This is a genomic window from Pseudonocardia kujensis, from assembly GCF_021283305.1.
GTDB lineage: Bacteria > Actinomycetota > Actinomycetes > Mycobacteriales > Pseudonocardiaceae > Pseudonocardia > Pseudonocardia kujensis.
This window is the reverse complement of record NZ_JAJSOK010000086.1, coordinates 17,337-29,154: the sequence shown is the minus strand read 5'-3', so window position 1 is coordinate 29,154 and position 11,818 is coordinate 17,337. Positions and strand designations below refer to the sequence as shown.

The following is an 11,818-nucleotide window of genomic DNA, read 5'->3' as shown; positions in this document are numbered from 1 at the left end:
CTGCCCGGACGGGCAGGTCGGGGAGCGCGCCGGGATCGGCGACGAGGGCGGGCACGGTCGGCAGTGTGCCCGCCGGACCGGTGAGCGACGGCGGCGGGCACAGGGGGGAGGGCTCAGGGGGAGGGGGAGGGCGCAGCGGGGATCACCCACCGGGGAGGGCGCAGCGCGCAGAGCACGGCGGGGGAGGGGCGGCAGGAGCGTGCCCGGCACACGGACGTCCGCCGGCGTGACCGCGCGGGCACGCCGGTCCGGGTGGGTCCCGTCAGACCTCGGTGCCGCTGTCGGCGCGGCGCTGCGTGGTGGCCTCGACCGCCGCGCGGGCGCGGGCCAGGTTGCGGCCGACCAGGGCGAGGATGCCGACGGTGCCGCCGATGCTCAGCACCACCGCCAGCGCACCGCCGGCACCGCCGACCGCGGCCGCCACGATCACGACGATCAGCGCGATCACGGCGAAGACGGCGCGGGCGAGGCGGATCTCGGCGGGTGCCGGGCGGTCGGCGCCGGCGGTGTTCTGGAAGCGGTGGTCGAGATCGGGGAACTGGCCGACCAGGCGCCGCTCGAGCTCCTCGAGCTGCTGGCGTTCGGCATCGGTCAGACGCGGGGGGCGGGACTCCGGGACGCTCACCCCTCCTGCATACCCCTGACATGCGGATCCCGACACTCCAGGGGCGTCGGTGCCCTCACCCGTTCGGTGAACAGCCGCCCGCGAGGGGCGAGCGGCCGGGGCCGAGCGGCTCTATCTTAACGAGCGTTCATCACATATCGTCGCCCCATGAACACCGCTGCCGACTCCTCCCGGGTCGCGGACGCCGCGCGGAAGGTCGTGCAGGAGCACGACCCGACGCGCGTCCCGACACGGGAGTTCCTCGCCGCCTGTTTCGACGCCGGCCTCTCCTGGGTCCACTTCCCCGAGGGCCTGGGCGGCCTCGGCGTCTCCCGCGGCCTGCAGTCCGTGGCCGACGGCATCCTGCAGGACGCGGGCGGCCCCGTCCCGTTCGCCCTGAACCCCATCGGCTACGGGATGGCCGCGCCGACCCTGCGCGAGCACGCCCGGACGGACGAGCTCAAGCGTGCGTGGCTGCGCCCGCTCGCGACCACCGAGAACATCTGGTGCCAGCTGTTCTCCGAGCCCGGCGCCGGCTCCGACCTGGCCGGGCTGGCCACCTCCGCCGTCCGCGACGGTGACGAGTGGGTGGTCAACGGCCAGAAGGTCTGGACGTCGCTGGCGCACCGGGCCCGCTGGGCGCTGCTGCTCGCCCGCACCGACCCGGACGCGCCCAAGCACAAGGGCCTGACCTACTTCGTCGTCGACATGCAGGACCCGGGCGTGGAGACCCGGCCGCTGCGCCAGATGACCGGGCAGGCCGAGTTCAACGAGGTCTACCTCAACGACGCGCGCGTCCCCGACGCCCACCGGCTCGGCGAGGTCGGCGACGGCTGGCGGGTCGCCATGACCACGCTGATGAACGAGCGGAGCTCGATCGGCGCGAGCGGCAGCCGCCGCGGCACCGGCACGATCGCCGACGCGGTCTCGCTGTGGGCCTCCCGGCCCGACCTGCACACCCCGGTGCTCGAGGACCGCCTGACGAGGCTGTGGCTGCGGGCCGAGGCCCAGCGGCTGACCTCCGAGCGCTCCCGCGCGGCGGCGACGGTCGGCGGCCCGGGCCCCGAGGGCTCGGTGGGCAAGCTCGTGGGCGCGGAGCTGAACCAGCAGGTCTACGAGTTCTGCATGGACCTCCTCGGCCCCGAGGGGATCTTGTACGACGACTACACGATGCGGGACATGGAGCGCACGGACGACTGGCGCGGCCCGCTGCAGCAGCGCTTCCTGCGTTCGCGCGCCAACACCATCGAGGGCGGGACCTCGGAGGTGCTGCGCAACATCCTCGGCGAGCGGGTGCTGGGCCTGCCCGGTGACCTGCGCGCCGACGCCGGCAAGCCCTGGAAGGAGATCCCCCGTGGCTGACCAGCAGGACGCCCGGCCCTTCGTGTTCACGGAGGAGCAGCGCGAGCTGCGCACCGCGGTCCGGAAGTTCGCCGCCGACAACGCCGACGAGCAGGCGGTCCGGCGGCTGATGGAGTCCGACCCCGGGTTCGACACCAAGGCGTGGACGCGGCTCGGCTCCGAACTCGGCGTGCTGGGCCTGTCGGTGCCCGAGGAACAGGGCGGGGTCGGCGGCACGCTCGTCGACCAGGCCGTCGCCGTCGAGGAGCTGGGCGCGACCCTGTACCCGGGGCCGGTGTTCGGCACCGTGGCACTCGCCATCCCCGCACTGGTCGCGGCGTCGGACGGCCCGGTGCGGTCGGAGCTGCTCGGCCCGCTCGTGGAGGGCACCCGGACCGCCGCCGTGGCCGTGGCCGACCGGGCGGGGGCGTTCGACCCCGCGGCGGTGACGGTGCAGGCCGCGCGCGCCGGCGACGACTGGACGCTCTCCGGCACCGTCGAGCGGGTGGTCGACGCGGCCGCGGCCGACGACCTGCTGGTCGCCGCCACCGGCCCGGACGGCGTCGCCCTGTTCGCCGTCGACGCGACCGCGGGCGGGGTCGAGCGCACCCCGTTGACCACGCTGGACCTGACGCGGCGGCAGGCGACGCTGCGCTTCGCCGACGCCCCGGCCCGGCTCCTGGCCGGCCCGGACGAGGCGGAGCGAGTGATCGGGCACGCCCTCGTGGTGGGCTCGGTGCTGCTCGCGGTCGAGCAGGTGGGTGCCTCGCAGCACCTGCTCGACCTCACGGTCGAGTACGCGAAGGGGCGGCTGCAGTTCGGCCGGCCGATCGGTTCGTTCCAGGCCGTGAAGCACCGCCTCGCGGACATGCTCGTCGACCTCGAGCACGCCCGCTCGGCGGCCTACCACGCGGTGTGGGCGCTCGGCGACGGCTCGGACGACCCGGCGCTGGCCGCGAGCATCGCCCAGGCGACCTGCTCCGAGGCGTTCGCGCGGATCGCCGCCGACACCATCCAGCTGCACGGCGGCATCGGCTTCACCTGGGAGTACCAGGCGCAGCTGTACTACAAGCGCGCGATCACCGACGCCGCCCTGCTCGGCAGCGCCGAGCAGCACCGGGCGCGGATCGCGCGCCTGGTGCTGGACACCGCCTCCGGCGAGGCCGCCCCCGCGGTCGCCACCGGCTGAGCCACCGGCGCGAACGGCCCTCCCGCTCGGGCGAGCAGGAGGGCCGTTCGTGCGCTCGGCAGCGTTTCAGGCCACGATGACGTAGAGCCCGTAACCCACGATCAGCGCGGCCGCGGCCAGGCACAGCCCGGCGACCGCGGTGCCGGCGGCCGGGCTCAGCCCCCGCCGTCCGACGGGCGCGGGCTGGCTGCGGGCCGACAGACCGACCAGGGCGAACGCGACCAGGGCGATCACGGCCACCCCGGCGACCAGCGACACCAGGGCGACGGCCCCGAGTGCTCCCCAGGCGATGTGCACGGTTTCCTCCGCTCTCCTGTCGGGTCGGGTCAGGCCGCCAGCCGGACCGGCGGCTCGACCGGCTGCGGGGCGGGGACGTCGTTGACGTTCTCGGCGGTGACCGGCTTGCGCCGGGAGATCGCGTAGATCCCGGCGGCCACGGCGACGCCGACCACCGCGACCACGATCGTGCCGACGGTGCCGCTCGACGCGATCCACGCCGCCGCGGCGCCGACGATCCCGGCCGCCGGCAGCGTCAGGATCCAGGCGATCGCCATCTGCCCGGCGACGCCCCAGCGGACGCCGGCGAGCCGGCGGCCGGCCCCGGCGCCGAAGATCGCGCCCGAGCAGACCTGCGTGGTGGACAGGGCGAAGCCCAGGTGCGACGAGGCGAGGATGACGGCCGCCGAGGATGTCTCGGCCGCGAAGCCCTGCGGCGACTCGATGGCGCTGACCCGCTTGCCGAGGGTGCGGATGATCCGCCAGCCACCGAGGTAGGTGCCGAGCGCGATCGCGAGGCCGGCCGAGACGATCACCCAGAACGGCGGGCCGGAGTTCGGCGCCAGCACGCCCGCGGTGATCAGCGTCAGGGTGATCACGCCCATGGTCTTCTGCGCGTCGTTGGTGCCGTGCGCGAGGGCGACCATCGAGGAGGAGACGATCTGCCCGGTGCGGAAGCCCTTCGTGATCGTGCCGCGGTCGGCGCGGGCGGTGGCGCGGTAACCGATCCAGGTGCCGATCAGCGCGACCAGCCCCGCCAGCACGGGGGAGATCGCGGCCGGGATGACGACCTTGGTCAGCACGGTCCCGAAGTTGACGGCGCCGACGCCGGCCGCGACCAGCGACGCGCCGATCAGCCCGCCGAAGAGGGCGTGCGAGGAGCTCGACGGCATCCCCACCAGCCACGTCAACAGGTTCCAGATGATCGCGCCGACGAGGCCGGCGAAGATCACCACCGGGGTGATCTTGGTTTCGTCGATCATCCCGCTGGAGATCGTCTTGGCGACCTCCACGGACAGGAACGCGCCGACGAGGTTGAGCACGCCCGCCACGGCGACGGCGACCTTGGGGCGCAGGGCCCCCGTGGCGATGGAGGTCGCCATGGCGTTCGCCGTGTCGTGGAAGCCGTTGGTGAAGTCGAAGATCAACGCCGTGATCACGACCACGATGACGAGGAGGGACAAGTCCATGACGCCGCCACTTCCGCTGAAGTATTGCCGGGCGAAACGGTAGGTTCACCGGGTGAACGGAAGATGAACGCAGGGCGAAACCGAGATGCGGCCCGTGCGCGCTGCGTCACCTCGGGCGACGCCGGGTCACTCCGCCGTCCGGCCTCTCCGGCTCGTCCGTCCGGCCGGGACCGGAACTACGTACAGACGACGCCCGGCCCCGGCGGTGCAGTGGTTCGCCCACGACAAGTGGGGTGACCGACCGGCGGAGGACCGACCCGATGGCCAGGATGATGATCGACTGTCGCACGATGCCGAGCGAGTCGGGCTGCAGCCTGACGATCGCGGGGGAGCCCGAGGAGGTGCTCCGCGCGGCCGTCATCCATGCGGTCGACGTGCACGGCCACACGGACGACCAGGAGCTCCGCGACGGGATCCGCAGCGGCATGGTCCCGGCCCCGGTCGACATCGGCGCCGGGACCTTCGTCCAGGTCATCGACTTCACCAGCGACGACGTCGGGCCCTTCGAGGAGCTGGAGGCGGAGTGGCTCGAGGGGATCGACGACGCCCGTACCGCCACCTGGTCCGTGCTGACCGCCGACCGCGACGAGCCGGGCCGCTACTACCTGCTGGTCGGCTTCCCCGACCACGAGGCGGCCATGCGCAACTCCAAGCACCCGGCGACGCAGCGGATCGCCGAGAAGATGTCCGCGATGGCCAGCAACGAGCCCACCTTCCGGAACCTCGACGCCACGCGGGTCAAGACCTTCTGAAGGACCTTCCGGAGGCCGGCCCGTCCGGCCGGAACCGCTCCGGGGCGACGGATCCCGGCCGGACGGGCACCCTGGGGACATGGTGGCCTCGATGCGGACCGCGGTGCTGCGGCGGATCGGCGAGATCGTGCTGGAGGAGCGGCCGGTGCCGGTGCCCGGTCCCGGCGAGGTGCTGGTCCGGGTGGCCGCGGTCGGCGTGTGCGGCTCCGACGTCCACTACTACGAGCACGGCCGCATCGGCGACTTCGTCGTCGAGGCGCCGCTGGTGCTCGGGCACGAGCCGTCGGGAGAGGTCGTCGCGCTCGGGGAGGGCGTGACGCGCCTCGGGCGCGGCACGCGCGTGTCGATCGAGCCGGGCCGCCCGGACTTCACCTGCCCGCAGTGCCTCGCGGGCCGCTACAACCTGTGCCCGCGGATGGAGTTCTTCGCGACACCGCCGGTCGACGGCGCCCTCGCCGAGTACGTCGTGGTCCACGAGGCCTTCGCCCATCCCGTGCCGGACTCCCTCGACGACGACCGGGCCGCGCTGCTCGAACCGCTCTCCGTCGCCGTGTGGGCCGCGCGCAAGGGCGGGGTCGGCGCGGGGAGCCGGGTGCTGGTCAACGGCGCCGGTCCGATCGGGCTGGTCGCCACCCAGGTCGCGGTGGCCGCGGGCGCCGCCAAGGTCGTCGTCGCCGACGTGAACGCACACCGCCTGGAGGTCGCCGCCCGGTTGGGCGCGACGGCCACCGTCGACGTGTCCCGTTCGCACCTGGACGGGCTCGAGCCCGAGGTGCTGCTGGAGTGCTCCGGGCATCCCGGGGCCACCCGCGCGGCACTGGAGGTGCTGGCGCCGGCGGGCCGGGCGGTGCTGGTCGGCAGCGGCTCGGCCGACCTCGCGCTGCCGCTGGGCTCCCTGCAGCGCAGGGAGATCGAGCTGACCGCCACGTTCCGCTACGCCAACACCTGGCCCACCGCGATCGCACTCGCCGCCTCCGGCCGGGTCGATCTCGACGCACTCGTCACGGGCCACTACGGGCTCGCGGACACGGAGGCGGCCCTCACGGCTCCGAGCCGTGACCGTACCGCGATCAAGTCGGTGATCCGCCCCGGCGACTGAGCTGCGAGAATGCCGCCGTGGACGTGCGCACGCGGATTCTCGACGCCGCGGTCGAGTGCCTCGCCGCCACCGGGTTCGACGGCACGTCGCTGAGCGCCGTCGCCGGGCGGGCCGGCGTGTCGCGGCCCACCGTGTACCGGCACTTCGGCTCGCGCGAGCAGCTCGTGGAGTCGGCCCTGCTGCGGCTCTCCGAGCAGATCGTGGAGCGGATCTGGGAGAGCGCGCGGGGGGCGGGCTCGGCCGCCGAGCTGGTCGTGGAGACCACCCTGCGCGCCCGCTACGAGTTCCGCACCCAGCCGGCGCTGGCCCCGGTCGCCTTCCCGGACCGGTCGACCTTCGCGCTGGCCAGGGCCAGCCTCTCGACCGAGGCGCTGGCGATGACGAAGCGGTTCCTCAGCCCGGTGCTGCGGTTCCAGCCCGAGCTGGAGGCCGAGCTCGACGAGATCGCCGAGACCGTCATCCGGTTCCTGCTGTCCCTGGTCTGGATCGACGGCGACGCGGCCGACGAGGACGCCCTGCGCGGCTACCTGCACCGCCGGCTGGTCCCGGCGCTCGGGATCCGGCCCGCGGACGACACCCGCGGCCCCCGGCGCGCCGGTCAGACCCGGCCGATGACCTCCGCCCCGTAGGCCTCGATCGTCGCCTCCCGGGCGTCGTGCATGGCGTAGACGGCGAACTGGTCGACGCCGAGGGCGGCCAGTTCGGCGAGCCGCTCCCGCTGCGCGGCGGGCGGCCCGAGCAGGCAGAACCGGTCGACCACCGCGTCGGGCACGAAGTCGGTGGACCGGTTCCCGGCCCGGCCGTGGTGGCTGTAGTCGTAGCCCGCGCGGCCCTTGATGTAGCCGGTGAGCTCGGCCGGCACCGCCGCGGAGGTCTCGCCGTAACGGGTCACCAGGTCTGCGACGTGGTTGCCGACCATGCCGCCGAACCAGCGCGTCTGGTCCAGGGCGTGGGCGGTGGAGTCGGCACCGCCGTCGGTGACGTACGCGGGCGCGGCCACGCACATCGTGATCGCGTCGGGGTCGCGGCCCGCCTCCGCGGCCGCGGCGCGCACCGTCTTGATCGTCCACTCCACCAGGTACGGGTCGGCGAGCTGGAGCACGAACCCGTCGGCGCAGCGCCCGGCGAGCGCGAGCGCCCTCGGGCCGTAGCCCGCGACCCAGACCGGGACGGCCGGCGCGCCCTCGCGGACCCACGGGATCCGGACCTCGGTGCCGCCCAGGTCGACCGCCCGCCCGGCCGTGAGCCCGCGGATCACCGCGATCGACGTCTCGAGCCGGGCCAGCGTGGTCGGCGGCCGACCCTGCACCCGCATCGCCGAGTCCCCGCGCCCGATGCCGCAGATCGTGCGCGGGCCGAACATGTCGTCGAGCGTGGCGAACAGCGAGGCCAGCACGGTCCAGTCCCGGGTGCCCGGGTTGGTGACCATCGGCCCGACGACCAGCCGGGAGGTCCGTTCGAGGATCCGGCTGTAGATCACGAACGGCTCCTGCCAGAGCACGTGCGAGTCGAAGGTCCAGCCGTGGGTGAACCCGAGACCCTCGGCCCGCACCATGAGGTCGACGACCGTCGACGCCGGCGGGTCCGTCTGCAGCACCAGGCCGATGTCCATCGCCCTCACTCCGATCAGCGCAGGTACTGGCAGGTGTCGCGGGGTAGGAACTCGCCGTGCCCGGGTGCGCCGAGGTACTCGTCGCCGGCGATGATCACCTTGCCGCGCGAGAGCACGGTCTCGACCTTCCCGGTGGTGGTCCGGCCCTCGTAGCAGGAGTAGTCGACGGCCATGTGGTGCGTCTGCGCCGAGTGCGTGTGCTCCGCGGTCGGGTCGTAGATCACGATGTCGGCGTCGGACCCGGGCGCGATCGTGCCCTTGCGCGGGTAGAGGCCGAACATCCGCGCCGGGGTGGCGCACGCGAGCTCGATCCACCGCCGCCGGGAGAGGTGCCCGTCGACGACGCCCTGGTGCAGCAGGTCCATCCGGGTCTCGACCCCCGGCAGCCCGTTCGGGATCTTCGTGAAGTCCCCGCGCCCCAGCTCCTTCTGTCCCTTGAAGCAGAACGGGCAGTGGTCGGTGGAGACCACCGACAGGTCGTCGTTGCGCAGCCCCCGCCACAGCGCGGCCTGGTGCTCGACCGGCCGCAGCGGCGTCGAGCACACGTACTTGGCGCCCTCGAAGTCCGGCCGCGCCAGGTCCTCCGTGGACAGGAACAGGTACTGCGGGCAGGTCTCGGCGAAGGCGTTGACGCCGCTCTCGCGGGCGCGCGCGATCTCGGCGAGCGCCTGCTGCGCCGACAGGTGCACCACGTACAGCGGCGCGCCGGCGACCCGGGCGAGCTGGATCGCGCGGTACGTCGCCTCGGCCTCGAGCAGCGCGTGCCGGACGTCGCCGTGGTAGCGGGGGTCGGTCTGCCCGCGGGCGAGCGCCTGCTCGGCGAGCACGTCGATGGCGATCCCGTTCTCGGCGTGCATCATGATCAGGCCGCCGGTGTCGCCGGCCTTCTGCATGGCGCGCAGGATCCGCCCGTCGTCGGAGTAGAAGACGCCGGGATAGGCCATGAACAGCTTGAAGCTGGTCACGCCCTCGCCGACGAGCACCTCCATCTCCTTCAGCGAGGACTCGGTGACGTCGGCGAGGATCATGTGGAAGCCGTAGTCGATCGCGCACCTGCCGGCCGCCTTCTCGTGCCAGGCGTCGAGGCCCTCGCGCAGCGACCGGCCCACCGACTGGATCGGGAAGTCGATGATCGTGGTCGTGCCGCCCCAGGCCGCCGCGCGCGTGCCCGTCTCGAAGGTGTCCGCGGCGAACGTCCCGCCGAAGGGCATCTCCATGTGCGTGTGCGCGTCGACCCCGCCGGGGATCACGTAGCGGCCGGCCGCGTCGAGCTCGGTGTCGGCGCGGAGGTCGAGCGCACCGGGCGCGGTCAGCGCGACGACCTTCTCGCCCTCGACGAGGACGTCGGCCACCACCTCGTCGGCGGCGGTGATCACGGTCCCGCCGCGGATCGCCAGGCTGCTCACGACGTCCCTCCCTCCGCGGGTACGGCGGCCTCGAGCGCGTCGACCAGGATCGCCAGCCCCTCCTCGGCCTCCTCGGCGGTGAGCGACAGCGGGGGAGCGATGCGCAGGGCGTTGCCGTGCAGTCCGCCCTTGCCCACCAGCAGCCCGCGCTCCCGGCACCCCTCCAGGACCGCCGTCGCGAGCGCCGGCGCCGGCCTGCCGGGGGTGCCGGAGTCCGGCTCGACCAGCTCGACGCCGATCATCAGGCCCTTGCCCCGCACGTCGCCGACGATCGGGAGCCGGGCGGCGCGCAGCCCGTCGAGCAGGATCGGGCCGACCTTCGCCGCGTTGGCCTGCAGGTCGTGCTCGCGCAGGTGCCGCAGGTTCGCCAGCGCCCCGGCCGAGGTGATCGGGCTGCCGCCGAAGGTGGAGATCGAGTTCGCCGGCAGGTGGTCCATGATCGACGCCGGCGCGATCACCCCGCCCATCGACAGCCCGTTCGCGACGCCCTTGGCGAAGGTGACGATGTCCGGTGTCGCGCCGGGATGATCGAGACGGTGCGCCTGCCAGCCCCAGAAGTGCTCGCCGGTGCGGCCCCAGCCGGTCTGCACCTCGTCGGAGATCCAGAGGATGTCCCGGGCCCGCAGCACCTCGGCGAAGGCGCCCAGCAGCCCGTCGGGCCCCGAGGTGAAGCCGCCGACGCCCTGGATCGGCTCGGCGATCAGCGCCGCCACCCGGCCGTCCGTCTGGTCGAGCACGTCGGTCAGGTCGGCGACGCAGGCCTTCACGAAGTCCTCGTCGGACAGGTGCGCGAACGGCGAGCGGTACCGCTGTCCACCGTGGACGTAGTAGGTCTGGAAGGGCGAGAGCGAGGTCGGCGACCAGGCGCTGTTCCCGGTGATCCCGATCGTCGAGAAGGACCGGCCGTGGTAGCTGTTGCGCAGCGCCAGGATCTGGTTCGCGCCGTTGCGGGCACTGGCCAGCAGCAGCGCGGCGTCGTTGGCCTCGGTGCCGCTGGTGGTGAGGAAGACCTTGGCGTCGGGGATGCCGGAGACCTCGGCGATCTCCTCGCACAGCTCCACCATCGGCCGGTTCAGGTAGAGCGTCGACGAGTGGATGATCTTCGCTGCCTGCGCGGCGACGGCGTCGGTGACCGCCGGCAGCGCGTGCTCGGTCATCGTGGTGAGGATGCCGCCGAAGAAGTCCAGGTAGCGGTTCCCGTCCGCGTCCCACACGTGCCGCCCCGCGCCGTGGTCGAGCTCGATCGGCTCGGCGTAGTAGAGCGCCAGCCAGCTGGGCAGGACAGCGCGGGTCCGGTCGTACAGCTCGCGCCGTGCCGACGATCCGCTCGTGACCTCGTTCATGACTGCACCAGCGGGCCGTACGCGTCGGGCCGGCGGTCGCGGTAGAAGGCCCACTGCTGCCGGACCTCGTCGATCATGTCCAGGTCGAGGTCCCGGACGAGCAGCTCCTCGTCCGTCCCGGAGCCGACGTCGCCCACGAACTGCCCGCGCGGGTCGACGAAGTAGCTGGTGCCGTAGAAGTCGTTGTCCCCGTACTCCTCCACGCCGACCCGGTTGATCGCGGCGACGAAGTACTCGTTGGCGACGGCGGCGGCCGGCTGCTCGAGCTGCCAGAGGTAGGCCGAGAGCCCGCGGCTCGTGGCGCTGGGGTTGAACACGATCTCGGCGCCGGCGAGGCCCAGGGCACGCCAGCCCTCGGGGAAGTGCCGGTCGTAGCAGATGTAGACGCCGACCTTGCCGACCGCGGTGTCGAACACCGGCCAGCCCAGGTTGCCGGGCCTGAAGTAGTACTTCTCCCAGAACCCCTTGACCTGCGGGATGTGGTGCTTGCGGTACTTGCCGAGCACGGTGCCGTCGGCGTCGATCACGGCGGCGGTGTTGTAGTAGTTCCCGGCGCTCTCGAGCTCGAAGACCGGCACCACGAGCACCATGCCGGTCTCCCGGGCGAGCGCGCGCATGCGCTGCACGGTCGGCCCGTCCGGCACGGGCTCGGCCCAGCGGTAGTGCTCGGACTCCTGCACCTGGCAGAAGTACGGGGCGTTGAAGACCTCCTGGAAGCCCATGACCTGCGCGCCCTGCTCGGCGGCGGCACGGGCGTAGGACTCGTGCACGTCGATCATGGACGCGGTGTCGCCGGTCCACTTGGCCTGCAGGATCGCCGCCCGGACGGTTCGCGACATCGAAGCCCCCCTTCGCGCGGAACGTGAGCGGTCACCTTGCTGCCGCGACGCCCGCCCGCGCAAGGGGGCATCGGGACGACGACCCGCGATCGTCACCTCCGGTGCGTGGGCGGTCACCCCGTTGCCGAGTCGTGACCGCGGCGGGCCGGATGAGGGCACCCGGAACC

Annotated in this window: 12 protein-coding genes; 5 read left to right on the top strand and 7 right to left on the bottom strand. The window is 73.3% G+C overall.

What is annotated here, in order from left to right; translation table 11 throughout:
* Window positions 1–262 precede the first annotated feature (262 nt).
* On the bottom strand, window positions 263–625 hold the full coding sequence (locus LWC35_RS34845; protein WP_232874768.1) for a DUF3040 domain-containing protein: 363 nt from the start codon (window positions 623–625) through the stop codon (window positions 263–265).
* 147 nt (window positions 626–772) lie between these two features.
* Here LWC35_RS34845 and LWC35_RS34840 point away from each other — a divergent pair, with 147 nt between their 5' ends.
* Both LWC35_RS34840 and LWC35_RS40665 read left to right on the top strand, forming a co-directional pair.
* Window positions 773–1,966: an acyl-CoA dehydrogenase family protein gene (locus LWC35_RS34840; protein ID WP_232874767.1), complete on the top strand. Its 1,194-nt coding sequence runs from the start codon at window positions 773–775 to the stop codon at window positions 1,964–1,966.
* Complete coding sequence (locus tag LWC35_RS40665) at window positions 1,959–3,134, top strand: acyl-CoA dehydrogenase family protein (RefSeq protein WP_232874766.1); 1,176 nt, start codon at window positions 1,959–1,961, stop codon at window positions 3,132–3,134. Before LWC35_RS34840 ends, LWC35_RS40665 begins: the two co-directional genes overlap by 8 nt.
* 66 nt (window positions 3,135–3,200) lie before the next feature.
* On the opposite strand, the gene LWC35_RS34830 is transcribed toward LWC35_RS40665, so the two are convergent.
* Both LWC35_RS34830 and LWC35_RS34825 read right to left on the bottom strand, forming a co-directional pair.
* The gene (locus LWC35_RS34830; protein WP_232874765.1) at window positions 3,201–3,431 is read right to left on the bottom strand and encodes a hypothetical protein; all 231 of its coding nucleotides are present in this window, start codon (window positions 3,429–3,431) and stop codon (window positions 3,201–3,203) included.
* A gap of 29 nt (window positions 3,432–3,460) precedes the next feature.
* Window positions 3,461–4,600, bottom strand: a complete 1,140-nt coding sequence (locus LWC35_RS34825) for an inorganic phosphate transporter (protein WP_232874764.1) — start codon at window positions 4,598–4,600, stop codon at window positions 3,461–3,463.
* Between the two features lie 290 nt (window positions 4,601–4,890).
* On the opposite strand from LWC35_RS34825, the gene LWC35_RS34820 reads away from it, so the two are divergent.
* The 3 genes from LWC35_RS34820 to LWC35_RS34810 all read left to right on the top strand — a co-directional run bounded on the left by LWC35_RS34820 (window position 4,891) and on the right by LWC35_RS34810 (window position 7,080).
* Window positions 4,891–5,352 carry a DUF1059 domain-containing protein gene (locus LWC35_RS34820; RefSeq protein ID WP_232874763.1) on the top strand — a complete coding sequence of 154 codons (462 nt, stop codon included), beginning with the start codon at window positions 4,891–4,893 and terminating at the stop codon, window positions 5,350–5,352.
* 79 nt (window positions 5,353–5,431) lie between these two features.
* Complete coding sequence (locus tag LWC35_RS34815) at window positions 5,432–6,451, top strand: NAD(P)-dependent alcohol dehydrogenase (RefSeq protein ID WP_232874762.1); 1,020 nt, start codon at window positions 5,432–5,434, stop codon at window positions 6,449–6,451.
* Between the two features lie 17 nt (window positions 6,452–6,468).
* On the top strand, window positions 6,469–7,080 hold the full coding sequence (locus LWC35_RS34810) for a TetR/AcrR family transcriptional regulator (protein ID WP_232874761.1): 612 nt from the start codon (window positions 6,469–6,471) through the stop codon (window positions 7,078–7,080).
* Here LWC35_RS34810 and LWC35_RS34805 read toward each other — a convergent pair.
* The 4 genes from LWC35_RS34805 to LWC35_RS34790 are packed head-to-tail and all read right to left on the bottom strand — an operon-like array spanning window position 7,050 to window position 11,651.
* Window positions 7,050–8,063, bottom strand: a complete 1,014-nt coding sequence (locus tag LWC35_RS34805; protein ID WP_232874760.1) for a TIGR03842 family LLM class F420-dependent oxidoreductase — start codon at window positions 8,061–8,063, stop codon at window positions 7,050–7,052. The two genes, LWC35_RS34810 and LWC35_RS34805, sit on opposite strands and share 31 nt — an antisense overlap.
* A gap of 14 nt (window positions 8,064–8,077) precedes the next feature.
* A complete protein-coding gene (hydA, locus tag LWC35_RS34800; protein ID WP_232874759.1) occupies window positions 8,078–9,469 on the bottom strand; it encodes a dihydropyrimidinase in 1,392 nt (463 codons plus the stop codon).
* The gene (locus LWC35_RS34795) at window positions 9,466–10,812 is read right to left on the bottom strand and encodes an aspartate aminotransferase family protein (RefSeq protein WP_232874758.1); all 1,347 of its coding nucleotides are present in this window, start codon (window positions 10,810–10,812) and stop codon (window positions 9,466–9,468) included. Before LWC35_RS34795 ends, hydA begins: the two co-directional genes overlap by 4 nt.
* The gene (locus LWC35_RS34790) at window positions 10,809–11,651 is read right to left on the bottom strand and encodes a nitrilase-related carbon-nitrogen hydrolase (protein WP_232874757.1); all 843 of its coding nucleotides are present in this window, start codon (window positions 11,649–11,651) and stop codon (window positions 10,809–10,811) included. Before LWC35_RS34790 ends, LWC35_RS34795 begins: the two co-directional genes overlap by 4 nt.
* Window positions 11,652–11,818 lie beyond the last annotated feature (167 nt).